The 21,586-nt window shown below is 62.1% G+C and carries 2 protein-coding genes and 2 pseudogenes; all 4 read left to right on the plus strand.

Translation table 11 applies throughout. The features are described 5' to 3' along the window. Positions 1-37 precede the first annotated feature (37 nt). A pseudogene (locus tag LRM19_RS06310) lies at positions 38-16,130 on the plus strand (Ig-like domain-containing protein); the annotation flags it as partial. Positions 16,131-16,444: 314 nt separating this feature from the next. Beyond that, positions 16,445-18,043 (plus strand): annotated as a pseudogene (locus LRM19_RS21190) (FG-GAP-like repeat-containing protein); the annotation flags it as partial. 177 nt (positions 18,044-18,220) lie between these two features. Next, on the plus strand, positions 18,221-20,401 hold the full coding sequence (locus LRM19_RS06315) for a type I secretion system permease/ATPase (RefSeq protein WP_271367836.1): 2,181 nt from the start codon (positions 18,221-18,223) through the stop codon (positions 20,399-20,401). Then, positions 20,398-21,573: an HlyD family type I secretion periplasmic adaptor subunit gene (locus LRM19_RS06320; RefSeq protein WP_271367837.1), complete on the plus strand. Its 1,176-nt coding sequence runs from the start codon at positions 20,398-20,400 to the stop codon at positions 21,571-21,573. Before LRM19_RS06315 ends, LRM19_RS06320 begins: the two co-directional genes overlap by 4 nt. The last annotated feature ends 13 nt before the right edge of the window (positions 21,574-21,586 follow it).

A 21,586-nucleotide genomic window follows, 5' to 3' on the forward strand; every position in this document is an offset into this window, starting at 1 on the left:
TATCCACAGGAATCCGTACACCTGCAAGGAGAAGAATATGAGTAACATAAAAGTTGTTGATGTCATCATTCGCAAAACGGCGGAGAAAACGAAATTAACCGGCGAAGGAAATCTGTCGGTCTCTATTTCATCCCCGAGCGTGATTGAAATCCAGGGTTCTGCTCAGGATGTGGTGCGCTATGTCCGCCAGGGTAAAGACCTCCTTATTTATATGAAAGATGGCAGCGTTATTCGCTGCAATAACTATTTTGTTGAAGATCCTGAAACGCATACTCAGTCAGAGCTGGTATTCAACGATCGTCAGGAACTGACGCATATTTCTTTTGCCGATGCCGGGGACGCGTCAGGCGCTGCGGTGACCGAGTTAACCGCTCAGGCCACACCGATTAGCAGCATTCAACCTTTCCTTGAACAGGAAAGCGTCTTAAGCGACGCGCCGTGGGGCTGGATTGCGGGAGCTGCATTAGGTGGCGGTGCCATCGGGGCGCTGCTGGCAAACGGCGGCGACGGCGAAACTAAGACAAAAGTTATTGATAATACGAAAGAGGTGGAAAGCGCCACGCCAACCTTCCTGCTGTCGGATAAAGCGGGTGACAAGCAGGGCGTGCTGAGCGCAAACGAGATCACAGACGACAGCAACCCAACCTTTAGCGGTACCGGTCAGCCGGGCGCGACCATCCAGGTCAAAGACAGCAGCGGCAGCACCATTGCGAGCACGATGGTCGGCAAAGACGGCACGTGGACGGTAATGTTACCGACCCAGACGGACGGGGAGCACACCTGGTCGGTCGTGCAGATCGACGGCAGTAAAACCACCTCTGCGGGCAGTATCACCGTGACGGTTTCAACCGCCGATGCCGCCATTACGCTTGCCACCACGGCGGGCGATAACGTGCTGAACGCCAGCGAACAATCCGCGGGCTTTACGGTTTCCGGAGCCAGCAAAAACCTGGCGCAGGGTACCTTACTTACCGTAACGCTGAACGGCAAAACCTACGCGGCTGAAGTCGGGGCAGACGGCGCGTGGAGCGTGAACGTGCCTGCAGCAGACGCGCAGGCGCTGGGCGACGGCACCTGGACGATTAACGTCAGCGGCAAAGACGCGGCGGGTAATACCGTGAGCGGCAGCCAGACGATCGGCGTGGATACCACCGCACCAACCCTCTCTGTCGATACCCTCGCGCAGGACAACATCATTAATGCGGCTGAGCACAATCAGCCGCTGACCCTGACCGGTAAAACGAATGCGGAAGCCGGTCAGATCGTCACGGTCACGCTGAACGGTAAAAACTATAACGCTACGGTGGGTAGCGACGGCACCTGGTCCGTCACGCTTGCAGCGAACGACGTGCAGGCGCTCAACGAGGGCAATCACACTCTGACGGTTAACGTTAGCGACAAAGCGGGCAACGGTACGTCCGTGACGGGAGATTTCACGGTTGATACCACTGCGCCGGTCGTCACTATCGATACCGTGGCGGGCGACGATACCCTCAATATCAGCGAGCAGGGGCAGGCGCAGATTATTTCCGGGCAGGCGAGCGGCGTGTCGGCAGGCGATGTGGTCACCGTGACCGTTGGCGGACAGTCTTTCACCAGCGTGGTGCTGGCGGACGGCAGCTGGAGCGTAGGCGTTCCGGCGTCCGTGCTGGGCGCGTTGGGAGAAGGTAACCATACGATTTCAGTTTCCGTGACCGACGCGGCAGGCAACACCGGCAGCGCCACGCACGATATTACGCTGAGCGGAAACCCGCCAGAATTTACGATTGACGCCATCAGCCAGGACAACGTGCTGAATGCTCAGGAGGCAATGCAGCCGCTGAGCCTCACAGGCATCAGCAACCTGCCTGACGGCAGCACCATCACCGTGACGCTGAACAACGTCAGCTATCAGACCACAGTTGAAAACGGTATCTGGGCGGTCCAGGTGCCGGTTTCCGACGTGCTGAATCTGGCGAACACCCTTTACACCGTCAGCGTCAGCGGTACCGACAGCGTGGGTAACAGCGGCTCTGCCGGGGCGACGCTGCTGGTGGATACCGTACTTCCGCAGGTCATTATCAACACCTTTGCGGGCGACAACCTGGTCAATAACGCCGAAGCGGGCGTCGATCAAACCCTCAGCGGTCGCGTTACCGGCGCAGCGGCGGGCGACACCGTATCTGTCACCGTGGGCGGCAAGAGCTACACCGCAACGGTTGGCAGCGACCTGACCTGGAGCGTGAAAATTCCGTCAGCGGATCTTCAGGCCTTCGGCGACGGGGATTTAACCTTTACCGCGTCGGTGACCAACGGGCACGGCAATACCGGCACCGGCGAGCGCGATATCAATATCAATGCTGAACTGCCGGGCCTGCGCGTAAACACCATTTCCGGCGATGACGTGATCAACGCCATTGAGCAACAGCAGGATCTGAGCGTCACCGGCTCCAGCACCCATCTGGCAGCGGGCACGCAGATTATCGTCACCATCAACAACGTTGAGTACGTTACCGCGGTGAATGCCAGCGGCCACTGGCAGATTGGCGTTCCGGCGGCGGACCTGCAGGCCTGGACGGAGGGAGAGGTGACGGTAAGCGTCAGCGCTGAAGATGCCTGGGGCAACACCGTTGCGGCTGAACACCCGATTGAACTGGATCTGAACGCCGTGGCGGTCACCATTGATACCGTCTCCGGCGACGATCTGCTGAATGCGGCAGAAAAAGGCGCCGATTTAACCCTTTCCGGCCAGACGCAGGGCGTGGAGGCGGGGCAGACCGTGGTGGTGAAATTCGCCGACCAGACCTTCACCGCGCTGGTGCAGCAGGACGGCTCCTGGAGCCTGACCGTGCCCGCCAGCGCCATGGAAACCCTGATTGACGGGCGCGCGCAGGTGAGCGTCAGCGTCACTAACGTCAATGGCAACAGTGCCGACGCGTCGCGCGTGGTCACGGTGGATACGCAGCCGCCGGCGATTACGCTCGATAACCTGACCGCCGATAACATCATCAACGCGGCTGAAGCGCAGCAGGATTTACTGTTAAGCGGTAGCAGCAGTGCGGAACCTGGCCAGACGGTTACCGTGACGCTGAACGGCAAAACGTATCAGACTACGGTCCAGACGGACGGTACCTGGCAGCTGAGCGTCCCAGCGGCTGATGTCGGTGCCCTCAACGATGGCATCGTTACCGTGACGGCCACCGTGAGCGACGTGGCGGGCAACACCAGCAGCGCCGACCGCGTGGGGCTGGTGGACGCGACCGTGCCGCAGGTGACCATCAACAGCTTTGTCACCGACACCAACACCGTTAACCAGCTCGCCCATTCACAGGCGCAGGTCCTGAGCGGCTCCGTCACCGGCGCGGCAGCGGGCGATCTGGTGACCATCACCATTAACAGCATCGATTACACCACCGTGGTGGATGCGGCGGGCAACTGGAGCCTTGGCCTGCCGGCGTCCGTCGTGCAGGGGCTGGCTGACGGCACCTGGACAGTTGACGTCTCCGTGACCGACAGATCCGGCAATACCGGAAGCAGTTCGCTGGATGTGGTGGTGAATACCGTGACGCCTGTCATCGGTATCAACACGCTGGCGGCGGACGACGTGATTAACGCGACCGAGAAAGGCGAAGATCTGCAGATTTCCGGCACCAGCAACCAGCCGGAAGGCACGACTATTACGGTGACCCTGAACGGCATTCAGTACACGGCCACCGCTGACGCCAGCGGCAACTGGAGCGTGACCGTACCGGCGGCAAACGTGCTGGCGCTGGGCGAAGCGAATTACACCGTGACGGCGAACGTCACCGATAGCGTAGGCAACAGCGCCTCAGCCTCACACGATGTGCTGGTAGACAGCTCGCTGCCGGTGGTGACGATTAACACGCTGGCGGGCGACAATATCGTTAACGCGGCGGAAGTGGCGTCAGGGCAAACCCTGACCGGTAAGGTCACGAACGCGGCGTCAGGTGACACTGTCACGATTATCCTTGGCGGCCAGACATACACGGCTACCGTGCAGGACGATCTGACCTGGAGCCTGCCGTTAAGCGAGAGCCAGTTCACCGCGCTCGGCAACGGGGATCTCACCGTATCGGCCAGCGTCACCAACGCGCACGGCAATACCGGTTCCTCTTCGCTCGACTTCACCATCGACGCCCAGCTTCCGGGACTGCGTATTGATACGGTCGCAGGCGACGACGTGATCAACGTGATTGAACACGCGCAGAACCTGATTGTGTCCGGCACCAGCACCGATCTGGCGGCGGGCAGCGCCGTGACCGTGACCATCAACGGCAAAGCCTATTCCGCAACGGTGCTGGCGGACGGCACCTGGCAGGCAGCGGTACCTGCAGCGGACGTGTCCCAGTGGGCGGATGGCTCGCTGGATATCAAGGCAAGCGCGCAGGATGCTTCTGGCAACCCGGTAACCATCGGGACCGTCGTGGACGTCGATCTCGCGCCGGTCGCCATCACCATCAACAGCGTGACCGACGACAACGTGCTTAACGCGGCGGAAAAAGGCCAGGATTTGGTGCTGTCCGGCACCACTTCCAGTGTTGAAGCGGGCCAGACCGTGACCATCACCTTCGCAGGGAAAACCTACACCACGACGGTGGATGGCAACGGCGACTGGACCTGGACCGTTCCGGCTGCCGATCTGAGCGGCCTGAAAGACGGCGACGCCAGCGTGCAGGTTAGCGTCACCAACGTCAACGGCAACGCCGCGTCTTCGGCGCAGGAGTTCAGCGTCGACACCACCGCGCCGACGGTGACAATCAACACCATCAGCGGCGATAACATGCTGAATGCGGTAGAGGCGGCGCAGGATCTGACCCTGAGCGGGACCTCTACTGCCGAAGCGGGCCAGACGGTCACCGTGACCTTCAACGGCAATCAATACAGCGCGCAGGTGCAGGCGGACGGCAGCTGGACGCTGGACGTGCCTGCGGCGGATCTGGCGGGCATCACCGACGGCAGTGCCGCGGTCACGGCATCCGTGTCCGATAAAGCAGGTAACCCGGCCAGCGCGGGCTCATCGGTGCTGGTGGACACCACCGTACCGCAGATTAGCTTCAACATCGTTGCGGGCGATGACATCATCAATATTGCCGAGCACGGCCAGGCGCTGATCGTCTCCGGTAAGGTGACGGGCGCGCAGGCGGGTGACGCGATCACCGTGACCCTGAATGGTAAAGATTACACCGCCATGCTGGATACTTCCGGCAACTGGAGCGTGGGCGTTCCGGCGGCGGACGTGGGCGCGCTGGTCAACGGTGAGCAGACGATTTCTGCGACCCTCACCGACAAAGCCGGTAACAGCACCACCGCGACGCACGAGTTTGACGTCTCCCTGACCGCGCCGGTCATTGCCATCAATACCCTGGCGGCTGACGACGTGATCAACGCGACCGAGAAAGGCCAGGATCTGCAGGTGTCCGGCACCAGCAACCAGCCGGAAGGAACCGCCATTACGGTGACGCTGAACGGCATCAGCTATACGGCCACCGCCGACGCGAGCGGGAACTGGAGCGTGACCGTTCCGGCGGCAAACGTCTCCGCGCTGGGCGAAGCGAGCTACGTGGTGACGGCGAGCGTAACCGACACCGCGGGCAACAGCGCGGGCACCGGTCACAGCGTGCTGGTCGACAGCGCGCTGCCGCAGGTCACCATCAACCCGGTCGCCACGGACGACGTTATTAACGCGGCGGAAGTGGCTGCCGGACAGACCCTGAGCGGGAAAGTGAGCGGCGCGGCGAGCGGTGACACTGTCACCGTTACCATCGGTGGCAATACTTATACGGCGACGGTTCAGGACGATCTGAGCTGGTCGGTCAACGTGCCGTCCACGGTCTTAACCGCCATCGGGAACGGCGATCTGACCGTGTCAGCCAGCGTCACCAACGGCCACGGCAACACCGGCACCGGCGAGCGCGACATCAGCATCGACGCCAACCTGCCGGGCCTGCGCGTCGATACCGTGGCGGGCGACGATGTCATCAACAGCATCGAGCACGCTCAAAACCTGATTATCACCGGCTCCAGCGAAGGCCTGGCAGCGGGCGCGGCGTTAACGGTGACCGTCAATGGTAAAACCTACGCCGCAACCGTGCTGGCGGACGGGACCTGGACGGCGGCCATTCCGGCGGCAGACGTCAGCGCGCTGAATGCGGGCACGGTCACCGTGACCGTGGACGGCCAGAGCGCGGCGGGCAATCCGGTTTCCATCAGCCATGACGTGAAGGTGGATCTGGCGGCAGTCGCCATCAGCATTGACCCGATTGCCTCTGACGACGTGATTAACGCGGCGGAGAAAGGCGCGGACCTGGTGCTGTCCGGCTCCACCACCAACGTGGAAGAAAACCAGACCGTCACCATCACCTTCGGCGGCAAGTCGTACACCGCGACGGTCGATGCCGACGGCAACTGGACGGCTACCGTGCCGTCCGCCGATTTGGGCAGCCTGAAGGACGGCGATGCCAGCGTGCAGGTGAGCGTCACCAACGTGAACGGCAACAGCGCGTCCGCGGGCCGCGAGTACAGCGTGGACGCTACCGCGCCGACGGTGTCTATCGAGATCGTCAGCGACAATAACATTATCAATGCGGCCGAAGCGCAGCAGGATCTGGTGATTAACGGCGTCACCAACGCCGAAGCGGGTCAGACCGTCACCGTGACCCTGAACGGCGTGGACTACACCACCACCGTTGAGGCTAACGGCAGCTGGAGCGTGACCGTACCGTCCGCCGATCTGGGCGCGATTGCCGACGGGAACTACACCGTCAGCGCCGCCGTATCGGATAAAGCGGGCAACCCGGCCTCCGCGGATCGCGACGTGCTGGTTGATACCACCGTTCCACAGCTGACCATTCACACCGTTTCCGACGACGACGTGATCAACAGCGCCGAGCATGCGCAGGCCCTGATTGTCACCGGTTCCGTGACCGGCGCGGCGGCGGGCGATGTGGTCACCGTCACCCTCAATGGCAAATCGTACACCGCCACTCTCGACGCCTCCGGCAACTGGAGCGTTGGCGTGCCTGCGGCGGACGTAACCGCGCTGGCCGCCGGGGATTACACCATCACCGCGGCGCTGACCGATAAAGCCGGCAACAGCAACAGCGCCACGCACGGCGTAGAGGTGAACCTGACCGCGCCGGGGCTGACCATTGACACCGTTTCCGGTGACGATGTAATCAACAATACTGAGAAAACCCAGGATCTGACCCTCTCCGGTACGGCTTCCGGCCTGGCGGCAGGCGCGGTGGTGACCGTGATGCTCAACGGCAAAGCGTACAGTGCGCAGGTGGACGATAACGGAAAATGGACCACCACCGTTCCGGCGAGCGAAGTCGGTCAGCTGGGCGAGGCGCTTTACACCGTCACCGCCTCGGCGACGGACGGCGTCGGTAACAGCACCAGCGCGTCGCACACCGTGAACGTGGAGTCCGTTCTGCCGGGCGTGATCGTTAACACCATTGCGGGCGACGACGTCATTAACGCGGCTGAGCTTGCAGCCGGCCAGACCATCAGCGGTAAGGTGGTGAATGCCGAAGCGGGCAACACCGTGACCGTGACCATTGGCGGTAACATCTACACCGCAACGGTGCAGAGCGATCTCACCTGGTCCGTCGATGTGCCTGAATCTGTTCTGACGGCGCTGGGCAACGGCGATTTGACGGTGTCAGCCAGCGTGACCAACGGCGTCGGCAACAGCGGATCCGCTGAGCGCGATATCACGATCGACGCTAACCTGCCGGGCCTGCGCGTGGATACCGTGGCGGGTGACAACGTGATCAACAGCATCGAACACGGGCAGAACCTGATTATCACCGGTTCCAGCGACGGGCTGATGGCAGGCGCGGCGCTGACCGTGACCGTAAACGGCAAAACCTATCCGGCGACCGTGCTGGCGGACGGCACCTGGAGCGCGGCGATCCCGGCCGCGGACGTCGGCGCATTGAGTGCTGGCACGGTTACCGTGACCGTTGCGGGCCAGAGCAGCGCCGGTAACCCGGTTTCCATCAGCCACGATGTAACGGTGGATCTGGCGAGCGTTGCCATCAGCATTGACGCCATCGCCACCGATGACGTGATTAACGCGGCCGAGAAGGGCGCGGATCTGGTGTTCTCAGGCACTACCTCAAACGTCGAAGAAAATCAGACCGTCACCATCACCTTCGGCGGCAAGAGCTACACCGCGACCGTAGGCGCCGACGGCAAGTGGACGACCACGGTGCCAGCGGCCGATCTGGCGGGTCTGAAAGACGGCGACGCCAGCGTGCAGGTGAGCGTCACCAACGTCAACGGCAACAGCGCCTCTGCGGGCCGCGAGTACAGCGTGGATGCGACCGCACCGTCCGTGACCATCAATACCCTGGCGACGGACGACATTCTCAATGCCACCGAAGCGAAGAGCGATCTGACGGTTTCCGGCACCAGCACCGCCGAAGCGGGCCAGACGGTCACCGTATCGCTGAACGGCAAAGACTACACCACAACCGTCAGCGCGGACGGCAGCTGGACGCTGAACGTTCCGGCGGCCGATCTGGCAGGATTAACCGACGGCAGCGTCACCGTTACCGCATCAGTCAGCGACAAGGCGGGTAACCCGGCGTCCGTGGATCACAACCTGGCGGTAGATATCACCGTCCCGGCGGTGACCATCAATACCGTGGCGGGCGATGACGTGATTAACATCGCAGAACACGGCCAGGCGCAAATCATCAGCGGCACCGCCACCGGCGCGGCAGCGGGCGATAAGGTCACCGTCACCATCGGCGGCCAGACGTACACCACCGTGCTGGACGCGGCGGGGAACTGGAGCGTGGGCGTCCCGGCGAACGTGATTTCCGGCCTCAGCGACGGCACCGTGACCGTCACCGCGTCGGTCACCGACGCGGCGGGCAACACCGGCACCGGCACGCATAGCGTGACCGTCGATACCGGTCTGCCTTCGGTCAGCTTCAACGCCATCAGCGGCGATAACGTGCTGAACGCGGTGGAGAAAGGTCAGGACCTGAGCGTCAGCGGCACCAGCGCCAACCTGGCGGAAGGCACCGTGGTGACCGTGACCCTGAACGGCAAAAACTACACGGCCACGACGGCGGCAGACGGCACCTGGAGCCTGACGGTTCCGGCGGCAGATCTGGCGGGTCTGGGTCAGGCCAACTACACCCTGAACGCGAGCGCTACCAACGGCGTGGGCAACAGCGTGAGCAACACCGCGAACCTGCTGGTGGATACCGCGCTGCCGACCGTCACCATCAACACCGTGGCGGGCGATAACGTCATTAACGCGGCGGAAGTGGCGGCAGGCCAGACCCTGAGCGGCACCGTGGCGAATGCCGAAGCGGGCAACACCGTCACCGTGACCATTGGCGGCAACACCTACACCGCGACGGTGCAGAGCGATCTGACCTGGTCCGTCAACGTGCCGTCTGACGTGCTGACCGCGCTGGGTAACGGCAGCCTGAGCGTAACGGCGACCGTCACCAACGGCCACGGCAACACCGGTACCGGCGAGCGCGAAATCGCTATCGACGCTAACCTGCCGGGCCTGCGCGTCGATACCGTGGCGGGCGACAACGTGGTCAACAGCATCGAACATACTCAAAACCTGATCGTCAGCGGATCCAGCGACGGGCTGGCACCGGGCACGGCGCTGACCGTCACCATCAACGGCAAAGACTATGCGGCCACGGTGCTGGCGGACGGCTCCTGGAGTGCGGCTGTTCCGTCTACCGACGTGAGCGCGTGGCCGGAAGGCTCCGTCAAAATCAGCGTGACCGGCGACAGCTCAGCGGGTAACCCGATTACCATCAGCCATGATGTGACGGTAGATCTGGCGACCGTTGCCATCAGCATCAATGCGATTGCGACCGACGACGTGATTAACGCGGCGGAGAAGGGCGCGGATCTGGTGCTGTCCGGTGCGACCACCAACGTGGAAGCCGGGCAGACCGTGACCATCAGCCTGAACGGCAAAATCTACACCACCACGGTGGACGACAGCGGCAGCTGGACCTGGACCGTACCGTCTGCGGATCTGGCTGGCCTGAAGGACGGCGATGCCAGCGTGCAGGTGAGCGTCACCAACGTCAACGGCAACAGCGCCTCGGCGGGACGTGAGTACAGCGTGGATGCCACCGCGCCGACCGTCACGATTAATACCCTGGCGACGGACGATATTCTGAATGCCGCCGAAGCGAAGAGCGATCTGACCGTGTCCGGTACCAGCTCTGCAGAAGCTGGCCAGACGGTGACCGTGTCGCTGAACGGCAAAGACTACACCACAACCGTCAGCGCGGACGGCAGCTGGACGCTCAACGTCCCGGCGGCCGATGTTGCGGCCCTGACGGACGGCAGCGTGACCGTTACCGCATCGGTAAGCGACAAGGCGGGCAACCCGGCGTCGGTTGATCACACTCTGACGGTGGACGTCACCGTTCCTGCGGTGACCATCAATACCGTGGCGGGCGACGATGTCATTAACCTCGCAGAACACAGCCAGGCGCACATCATCAGCGGCACCGCCACCGGCGCGGCTGCGGGCGATAAGGTCACCGTCACCATCGGCGGCCAGACGTACACCACCGTGCTGGACGCGGCGGGGAACTGGAGCGTGGGCGTCCCGGCGAGCGTGATTTCCGGCCTCAGCGACGGCACCGTGACCGTCACGGCGTCGGTTACCGACGCGGCGGGCAACATCGGTAGCGGCAGCCATAACGTGACCGTCGATACCGGGCTGCCGTCCGTGGCGTTCAACGCCATCAGCGGCGACAACGTGCTGAACGCGGTAGAGAAAGGTCAGGATCTGAACGTCAGCGGCACCAGCGCCAACCTCGCGGAAGGCACCGTGGTGACCGTGACCCTGAACGGCAAAAACTACGCGGCCACGACGGCGGCAGACGGCACCTGGAGCCTGACCGTTCCGGCAGCGGATCTGGCGGGTCTGGGCGAAGCGAATTACACCCTGAGCGCGAGCGCCACCAACGGCGTGGGCAACAGCGTGAGCAACACCGCGAACCTGCTGGTGGATACCGCGCTGCCGACCGTCACCATCAACACTGTGGCGGGCGATAACGTCATCAACGCGGCGGAAGTGGCCGCGGGCCAGACCCTCAGCGGCAAGGTAACGAACGCGGAGGCGGGCAATACCGTCACCGTGACCATTGGTGGCAACACCTACACCGCGACGGTGCAGAGCGATCTGACCTGGTCCGTGAACGTGCCGGAGTCCGTCCTTACGGCGCTGGGCAACGGTGACCTGACCGTGTCAGCCACCGTCACCAACGGCCATGGCAACACCGGGACCGGCGAGCGCGAAATCGTTATCGACGCCAGCCTGCCGGGCCTGCGCGTTGATACCGTGGCGGGCGACGATGTGATCAATAGCATCGAACATACTCAAAACCTGATCGTCTCTGGCACCAGCGACGGGCTGGCGGCAGGCACAACGCTCACCGTGACCGTCAATGGCAAAACCTATGCGGCCTCCGTGCTGGCAGACGGCTCCTGGAGCGCGGCGATCCCGGCGGCAGACGTCGCGGCCTTCGCAGCAGGTACGGTCACCGTGACCGTTGCAGGCCAGAGCGCGGCGGGCAACCCGGTGACCATCAGCCATGACGTGACCGTCGACCTGGCGTCGGTGGCTATCAGCATCGATGCGATTGCCACCGACGACGTGATTAACGCGGCGGAAAAAGGCGCGGATCTGGTGCTCTCCGGCAGCACCTCGAACGTGGAGGAAAACCAGACCGTTACTGTTACCTTTGGCGGCAAGACGTACACCGCGAAGGTGGACGCCGACGGTAACTGGACGGCCACCGTGCCGTCTGCGGATCTCGCGGGCCTGAAGGACGGCGATGCCAGCGTGCAGGTGAGCGTCACCAACGTCAACGGCAACAGCGCCTCGGCGGGGCGTGAGTACAGCGTGGACGCGACTGCGCCAACCGTGACCATTGATACGGTTGCAGGCGATAACGTGATTAACGGCAGCGAAGCGGCTGCGGGCGTTGCCATCTCCGGCACCACTACGGCGGAAGTCGGTCAGACGGTCACCGTGACGCTGGGCGGTAAGAGCTATACCGCGCAGGTGCAGCAGGGCGGCATCTGGAGCGTTAACGTTCCGGGCAGCGATCTCTCCACGCTGGCGGATAACGGCTACACCGTGCAGGTTAGCGTGAGCGACGCCGCGGGTAACCCGGGCAGCGCGGGCAAGACAATTACGCTTGATACCACGCCGCCGACCGTCAGCTTTAACGTTGTCGCGGGCGATGATGTCATTAACAGCGTGGAGCACGGCCAGGCGCAGATCGTCAGCGGGTCGGCAACCGGCGCGAACGTTGGGGATAAAGTGGTTATCACCCTCGGTTCGCACCAGTACACCACCACCGTTGACGCCAGCGGCAACTGGAGCGTGGGCGTTCCGGCCAGCGTGATTTCCGCCCTGACCGACGGCACCGTGACCCTCAGCGCGACCATTACCGACAGCGCGGGTAACAGCAGCACCCAGACCCATGACGTGGTGGTCAACACCGCCTCCGTGGCGCTGACGGTGAACACCGTTAGCGGTGACGACGTCATCAACGCGGCTGAAGCCGGTTCGTCACTGGTGATTAACGGCTCCAGCGCGCAGTTCGCCAGCGGGACCCAGGTCACCGTGACCCTGAACGGCAAGAGCTATACGGCCACCATTCAGAGCGACGGCACCTGGACGACTACCGTACCGGTTGCAGACGTCAGCGCCCTGGCCGATGGCGCCAGCTATCAGGTGTCCGTATCGGCACAGGACAGCGCGGGCAACAGCGCCTCCGCAACGCATACTATCAGCGTGGATACCACTGCGCCGGTGGTGAGCATTGGGACGCTGTCGGTTGACGACATGCTGAACGCCGCGGAAGCGCAGCAGCCGCTGACCGTGCACGGTTCTTCCAGCGCGGAGGCGGGTCAGACCGTTACCGTGACGCTGGGCAGCAAAACCTATACTGCGCTTGTCGGCAGCGATGGCACCTGGACGCTCGACGTGCCGGCAGCCGATCTGGCTGCCCTTAGCCAGGGCGCGCTGACGGTGACCGCCTCGGTCAACGACAAAGCCGGTAACAACGGCCAGACCACGCACACCTTAACGGTAGACACCGTTGCGCCAACCGTGACCATCAGCACCGTGGCCGATGACGATATCGTCAACAGCGCGGAGCAGCTGGCGGGCCAGACGATCCGTGGTACGACCACGGCGGAACAGGGCCAGACGGTGACCGTCTCCTTCAACGGGCACAGCTATCAGGCGACCGTCGGGGCGGACGGATCGTGGTCGGTCTTCGTGCCGGGCCGTGATTTCCTCGGCCTGAGCGACGGGGAGTACACCATCACCGCTTCGGTAAGCGACAAGGCGGGCAACCCGGGCAGCGCAACGCACGACGTGACGCTGAACGGCGATGTCCCAACCATCACCATCAACACCTTTGCGCAGGACGACATCGTCAACGCCGCCGAGCACGGCACGCCGCTGGTCATCAGCGGTACCACCGACGCGCCTGCAGGCCAGACGGTAACCATCACGCTGAACGGTAAAACCTATGCGGCTACCGTCCAGAATGACGGCACCTGGAGCTACACGGTGGGCAGCGCTGACGTGACCGCGCTGGCAGACGGCGGCTCGTACGTGATTAACGCCCTGGTGAGCAACACCATCGGCAACAGCGCCAGCGATAACCATACCGTCACGGTGGATCTCACCGCGCCGTCGATGGGGATAAGTATTGATTCGCTGCAAAACGATACCGGCCTGAGCGCAACGGATTTCATCACCAACGACAGCCAGGTCGTCGTCAACGGCTCGCTGACCGCGCAGCTCGGCAATAACGAGAAGGCGCAGATCAGCCTCGACGGCGGCGTCACCTGGGTTGACCTGACCGTGACCGGCACCACCTGGCGCTACGCCGATGGCCGCACCCTGACGGACGGTACGTATCAGTACCAGGTCCGCGTGATTGATAACGCGGGCAACGTGGGGGCAACGGACAGCCAGGACGTGGTGATTGATCTGACGAAGCCTGCGGCAACCACCATTACCGTGGATTCCATTACGCAGGATACCGGCCTGTCCGGCAGCGACTTCATCACCAGCGACAACCAGATCAGCCTTAAAGGCACGCTGGGCGCGGCGCTGGGCAGCGGCGACCACGCGCAGATCAGCCTTGACGGCGGCGTCACCTGGACCGACGTCAGCGTCAGCGGCCTGAGCTGGACGTACGTCGATGGCCGCACGCTGGCCGACGGAGATTACAACTACCAGCTGCGCGTGATTGACGATGCGGGCAACATCAGCGCCACCGCCTCTCAGGTGGTGACCATTGATACCGTTGCGCCGGACGCCAGCAAAACGATCGCCATCGACAGCATCAGCGACGATACCGGCCTGAGCAGCAGCGACTTTATCACTCGCGACACGTCCCTGACGCTGCACGGCTCGCTCGGCGCGACGCTTGCCGACGGCGAATACGCCCAGATCAGCATCGACGGCGGCGTCACCTGGCAGAACGTGATTGTCACCGGCAACAGCTGGTACTACGTGGACGGCCGCACGCTGGGTAACCAGACCTATGACTACTACGTTCGCGTGGTGGATGCGGCCGGTAACGTGGGCGCCAGCGCCCATCAGCAGGTGACCGTCGATACGGTCGCCCCGGATGCGGCGATTACGGTGACCGTGGATAACATCACCGTGGATACCGGCTTCGACAATAACGACTTCCTGACCAGTTCGACCTCGTACACGCTGCACGGAACGCTCGGCGCAGAACTCGGCGCGGGTGAATTCGTGCAGGTGAGCATGGACGGCGGCAGCACCTGGGTATACGCCACCGTGAGCGGTACGTCGTGGAGCTACAGCGACACGCGTACCCTGACCGACGGCAGCCACAACTATCAGGTACGGGTCGTCGATCTGGCGGGGAACGTGGGGGCAACCACCTCGCAGGCGGTGACGGTGGATACCCAGGCGCCGCAGTACGGCGTCACCATCGACAGCATCAGCGAAGATACCGGCCAGTCCGGCAGTGATTTCATCACCATGGACACCACGCTGACCATTAACGGTTCGCTGGGCAGCGCGCTGGCAAGCGACGAGCGCGTCCAGATCAGCCTGGACGGCGGGAATACGTGGCTCGATACCACGGTCACCAACCAGCGCTGGAGCTACACCGATACCCGCGATCTGCCTGACGGCGACTACACCTACCAGGTGCGGATTATCGACCAGGCGGGCAATGTGGGTTCCACCGCGTCTCAGATCGTCACGGTAGACACCACGCCGCCGACCACGGTTGGCACGGTCGTGAGCTACACCGACGGCGAAGGCGAGCGTCAGGGCACCTTTGGTAGCGCGGTGGCAACGGACGATAACTCGCCGCTGATCAACGGGACACTGAACCGTGCCCCGGATGACGGCGAGATCGTGCAGCTCTACCGTGACGGGGTTCTGCTCGGCCAGGTGACCATGAACGGCAGCGCGAGCTGGTCCTTCCAGGACAACGGCCTGAGCGACGGGAATCATACCTACATCGTGCGCGTCACCGACAGGGCCGGAAACTACACGGAATCCGACGGCTTTGTGCTGAACGTCGATACCAGCATTCCGACCACCACGGCGGCGATTACCGCGCAGACCACGTCGGACACTACGCCGATCGTCAGCGGTACCGTCTCCGCTGACCTGGTGAACGGTGAATATCTGGTGGTGACGGTGAACGGCAAAACCTACACCTCCCAGACGGGCGGTGCGGTGGTGGTCGACCCGGATCACAACACCTGGTATCTGCAGATCCCGGACGGCGATGCGCTGAGCGTGGCGAGCTACAGCGTGACCGCGCAGGTGAAGAGCAGCGCGGGTAACGGCAATACCACGGGTACGGCGACCGGCAGCCTGGTGATTGATACCACCTCGGTGAATACCGACTGGGCAACCACGGCGGGGAACAGCAACAACTCCACCATGACCCTCGGCATGAACAGCAGCGGTCTGTGGAATATCATCGCTAACGGCCAGTCTTACTCCAGCAGCGATAGCTCGACCTATGCCGGGAATACGCTGACCAACACCCGTAACTACTACGTGGTGAGCCAGACCGCCGCCGACTTTGACCGTAACGGCACGCAGGACATTTTCGCGACGGAAAATACCTACGCCGGGTCAACGCAGGTGATGTGGACCTACGATGGCAGCACCTATAACGCCAGCCAGCTGGCAATGGGCACTACCATCTGGTACGGCGGCGTAATTGCGTACGATAAAACCGGCGATGGCTATCTGGATCTGGCCTACGGTGACTCCGGCGCGGACTCCATTACGTACCTGATCAACAAGAACGGCGTACTGTCGCCGGATGGGACCAATGGCGGAGCAGGTTTCTGGGGGCAATTCACCACCATGCGTGAAATCTCCGGCGTCGATCTGAACAACGACGGCACGGTAGATATTGTCCAGCACACTAACCGCAGCGGCGCGTACTCGTTAACCGTGATCAACAACAACGGTAACGGCACGCTCTCCATCGGTCAGAACCTGACGAACGTGTTTGTGGCAAACGCTTCAAATACCACCACGGCGGCATCCATGACGTGGGCGGACTTCAACGGCGATGGCTACATGGATCTGTACCTGGGCAGCAGCTACAACAACAACGGCGGGGTGATCTACTACAACGACGGTACCGGGAAGCTCTCGGCCACCAAGAGCGCGGTAGAAGCCTCTAACGCAGCGGCGGGCTATTTGTCTGTGGCGGTGGACTGGAACGGCGACGGACAGATGGACATCGTCAAGCTCAGCACCTACGGCGGCTCGCAGACGGCGACCCTGTTCACCAACAACGGTTACGGCTCTACCTGGACCTCAAGCCAGCTGGCTTCAGGCCTGGCGAACGTCACCGGCGTGGCGGCTGTGGACTACAACTGGGACGGCGCGCAGGACCTGCTGGTTTCTCAGCAGAACGGCAAGGTGGTGCTGGTGCAAAACAGCAAAACCATTGCTGACGGCACCGCGATGCATCTGCACATTGTCGACAGCGAGGGCATCAACGCCTACTACGGCAACACGGTCAATCTGTACAACGCCGCGGGCGTGCTGGTGGCCTCGCAGATCATCAACGCCCAGTCCGGTATCGGTTCGAACGATACCTCTGCGCTGGTGAGCTTCTACGGGCTTGATCCGAATGAAACCTATTCGGCTGAGATCCTGAAGATCACCAACGGCGTGTCGGATAACGTCACCTGGAGCGGTCTGGAAGCGGGCAACGGCAAAGAGGGCTACGTTCTGACGGCCGAAGCCGCCACCGGTGGCCACAGCGGGACTATCACCGGGACCGGGTATAACGACACCTTTATCGCGGAAAACGGCACCTATACCTACAACGGTTCCGGCGGATGGAATACCCATTCCGACTATGACACCTGGAGCAACACCGGTGGGATGGACGTGGTGGATTACCGCAATGCGACGTCTGGCGTAACCGTTGACCTGCGCCTCTCAACCGCGCAGGACACCGGGTTCGGCACCACGCGTCTGCTGAACATTGAAGGGATTAACGGTTCGGATTTCGACGACGTCATCACCGGCAACAGCGGTGATAACCAGTTCGAAGGCCGCGGCGGAAATGACACCTTCAACATCGGCAGCGGCGGTCACGATACGTTGCTCTACAAGCTGATCAACGCGTCGGATGCGACGGGCGGTAACGGTCACGACGTGGTGAACGGCTTTACGGTCGGGACCTGGGAAGGGACAGCGGACACGGATCGTATTGACCTGCGCGATCTGCTCTCCGGCAGCGGCTATACCGGCACGGGCTCGGCGAGCTATGTGAACGGCGTGGCCACGCTGGACAGCAGCGCGGGTAATATCAGCGATTACATCCGCGTGGTGCAGAACGGCAGCAATACCGAGATCCAGGTTGACCTGGACGGTACGGGCGGCCAGTTCTCGCCGACCACTCTGGTGACCCTGAACGGCGTGCAGACGGATCTGGCGACGCTGCTGGCGAACCATCAGCTGTTAATTGCGTAAAACAACGCCGCGGGGAGCGATCCCCGCGGCCTTTTGGCATTTCTTTACACGAATAGTCATAACCCTATATTTCACAAGATTATTTTGCGGGCTCGTTTAGAAAGCGTTCGTTTTTTAATCATCCCGTAAAGGTATCATTTCAGGGCGGAATTACCGCTCTGGACAGGACGTAGCCTTATGAAGACACATCCACAGTACGAACCCTGGCTGCAGGGCATGCTCATCATCGCGAAGCACTACCGGCTGGATTTTTCCGCGGAGCATGTTCGGGTCACGATTAACCATGAAAGCCAGTCTCCGCGCCAGCTGGTGCTGGAGGAGATGGCGCGCCAGCTTGGGCTGGGGATGCGTGTGGTGGCGGCGGAAGCGGTATCCCTCGATCCGTGGCGTCTGCCGCTGCTGGCGGAATTCACCGGCGGGCAGATTGCGGTGATCAACCGCATGGACAGCGAAGGCAACGTCAGCCTGCAGTTCAGCGGCGATGCGGGGCTGGAGACGACGCTGACGCGCGAGGAGATCGGGTCGCGGTTAAAGGGCCTGATGGTGCTGCGCCCGCTCGAATCCACGCCGGATGCCCGCGTGGATGACTACATCAAACCGTACGAGAAAAACTGGTTCTGGCAGCTGGCGCTGAAGGACTGGCGACGCTACAGCGACATTATGCTGGTGGCGCTGGTGGCTAACGTGCTGGCGCTCTCAGGCATGGTCTTCTCCATGCAGGTGTACGACAGGGTGGTGCCGTCGCAGTCGGAGGCCACGCTGTGGGTGCTGTTTGGCGGCGTGATGATTGCCATCGTGTTCGAATTCATCATGCGCATGCTGCGGGTGCATATTTCTGACGTAGTGGGCAAGCGCGCCGACCTGCGTATCTCTGAACGCGTTTTTGCCCACGCGCTGCGGATTAAAAACGGCGCGCGCTCGAAATCAACCGGATCGTTTATCGCGCAGATCCGCGAGCTGGAGTCGGTGCGCGAGCTGATCACCTCCACCACCATTGCGGCGATTTCCGATCTGCCGTTCTTCCTGCTGTTCGTCTTCATTCTGTGGATGATTGGCGGCCCGCTGGTGCTGGTGGTCCTGCTCGCCGTGCCGCTGCTGCTCATCCCGGGCCTGCTGGTACAGCGCCCGCTGGGGAAACTCTCCAGCGAAGGGATGCGCGAATCCGCCATCCGTAACGCGACGCTGGTGGAAGCGGTGCAGGGCATTGAAGACATCAAGCTGATGCGCGCCGAACAGCGTTTCCAGAACCAGTGGAATAACACCAACGACGTCGCCGCCAGCGTCGGCATGAAGCAGCGCTGGCTGACGGGCCTGCTGCTCACCTGGACGCAGGAGGTGCAGTCCATCGTTTATGCGGTAGTGCTGCTGGTGGGGTGTTATCTGGTTATCAGCGGCGATATGACCACCGGTGCGCTGGTCGGGACCTCGATTCTGGCGTCGCGGACCATTGCGCCGCTGTCGCAGATCTCAGGCGTGCTCTCGCGCTGGCAGTCGGCGAAAGTGGCCCGCAAGGGGCTGGACGAACTGATGCAGCGTCCGATTGACGATCCGCAGCACGGCAAGAAGGTGCACAAGGCCCACCTGCGCGGCGACTATTCGCTTGAGGACGTTGGGTTTTACTACGACGAGGAAGAGAAACTCACCGTGCTCAACATCAGCAAGCTGCAGATCCGCGCCGGGGAGCGCGTGGCGGTGCTTGGACGCAATGGTTCCGGGAAAAGCACGCTGTTACAGCTTCTGGCGGGCATGCAGGAGCCGCAGCAGGGCAGCATTCTGCTGGACGATATTGCGCTCAATCACCTCGACCCGGCCGACGTGCGTCGGGACATGCAGCTGCTGAGCCAGCAGGCCCGTCTGTTCTTTGGCTCCGTGCGGGACAACATCCTGATGGGGAACCCGCTCGCCACCGATGACGAAATTCATCAGGCGCTGGTCAACAGCGGCGCGCTGGAGTTTGTGCGCAAGCAGAAAATGGGGCTGAACACCGTCATCAACGAGGGCGGAACGGGCCTCTCCGGCGGACAGCGTCAGGCGCTGCTGCTGGCGCGCGCCCTGATCACCTCGCCAAATATCCTGCTGCTGGACGAGCCTACCGCCTGGCTGGACGAAATGAGCGAGAAGCAGTTTATTCAGCATCTTCACAAATGGCTGGGTAAACGCCGGACGCTGGTCGTGGCGACGCATCGCCTGCCGATTCTGGACCTGGTCGATCGCATCATCGTGCTGGAAAACGGCAAGGTGGTGATGGACGGACCGCGCGACGCTATCCTGCACCAGCACGGTATGGCACCGCAAAAAGCAGCACAGCGCACCGTGACCATGAAGCCGGCGGCGGTTGCAGAGGAGGGCGCGGCATGAATGATTTGTCTCGTTTCAATAGCCGGCTGAAGGAGCCTCGCCTGCCGCGCTCTACCCTGGTGGCATGGTCGCTGTTTGCCCTGCTGGCGGTGTTTATCGCCTGGGCAAGCCTGTTCCATCTGGATGAGGTGACCACCGGCAGCGGTAAGGTGATACCGTCTTCGCATGAGCAGGTCATTCAGTCCCTGGAAGGCGGCATTATCCACAGCCTGATGGTGCGCGAAGGCGACATTGTGGAACGCGGCCAGCAGCTCGCGCAGCTTGACCGGACGAAAACCGAGTCGAGCGTGCTGGAGAGCGAGTCTCGTCTGAATGCCGCGCTGGCCACGGCGGCACGCCTGAAGGCTGAAGTTAACGACACGGAGCTGACGTTTCCTGAGGAGCTGGATGACGACGTTGAGCTGGTCAAACAGGAAACGGCGCTCTACCAGTCCCGTCGTGAAAGCCTCGAAAAAGGACTGGCCGGTTTACGTCAGGGTGCCGAGCTGGTGCAGCGCGAGCTGTCGTTAACCCGTCCGCTGGTGACCCAGGGGGCGGCCAGCAAGGTGGAGGTGCTGCGTCTTGAGCGTCAAAAAAATGAGCTTGAGAATAAAATCACCGAGATGAAAAACCAGTATTACGTCCGCGCCCGCGAAGAGCTGGCGAAAGCCAATGCGGAGATTGAAGCCCAGCGTTCGGTGATGAAGGGGCGTGAAGACTCTCTGACCCGACTGACCTTCAATGCGCCGGTTCGCGGGATCGTGAAGGATATTGACGTCACGACCGTGGGCGGCGTCATCCCGCCGAACGGCAAGCTGATGAGTCTGGTTCCGCTTGACGATCAGATGGTGGTAGAAGCGAAAATTTCGCCGCGCGATGTGGCGTTTATCCATCCCGGCCAGAAGGCGCTGGTGAAAGTGACGGCCTATGACTACTCCATTTACGGCGGGCTGGAAGGGGAAGTGACCATGATTTCGCCGGACACCCTGCAGGATGAGGTGAAAAGAGATGTTTATTACTATCGCGTCTATATTCGTACCGACAGTAACCATCTGACCAATAAGCAGGGTCAGGAATTTCCGGTCTTTCCGGGCATGATTGCCACCGTTGATATTAAAACCGGCAGCAAAACCATTCTGGATTATCTGTTAAAACCGCTGAACAAGGCAAAAGAGGCGTTGCGGGAACGATAGATGAGTGGCGTTC

This window comes from Enterobacter sp. PI-10, from assembly GCF_027947695.1.
Lineage (GTDB): Bacteria > Pseudomonadota > Gammaproteobacteria > Enterobacterales > Enterobacteriaceae > Enterobacter > Enterobacter vonholyi.

Excerpts from the sequence above, each read along its gene's own strand:
- LRM19_RS06315 (WP_271367836.1), top strand. The coding sequence starts at position 18,221 with ATGAAGACACATCCACAGTACGAACCCTGGCTGCAGGGCATGCTCATC.
- LRM19_RS06320 (WP_271367837.1), top strand. The coding sequence starts at position 20,398 with ATGAATGATTTGTCTCGTTTCAATAGCCGGCTGAAGGAGCCTCGCCTG.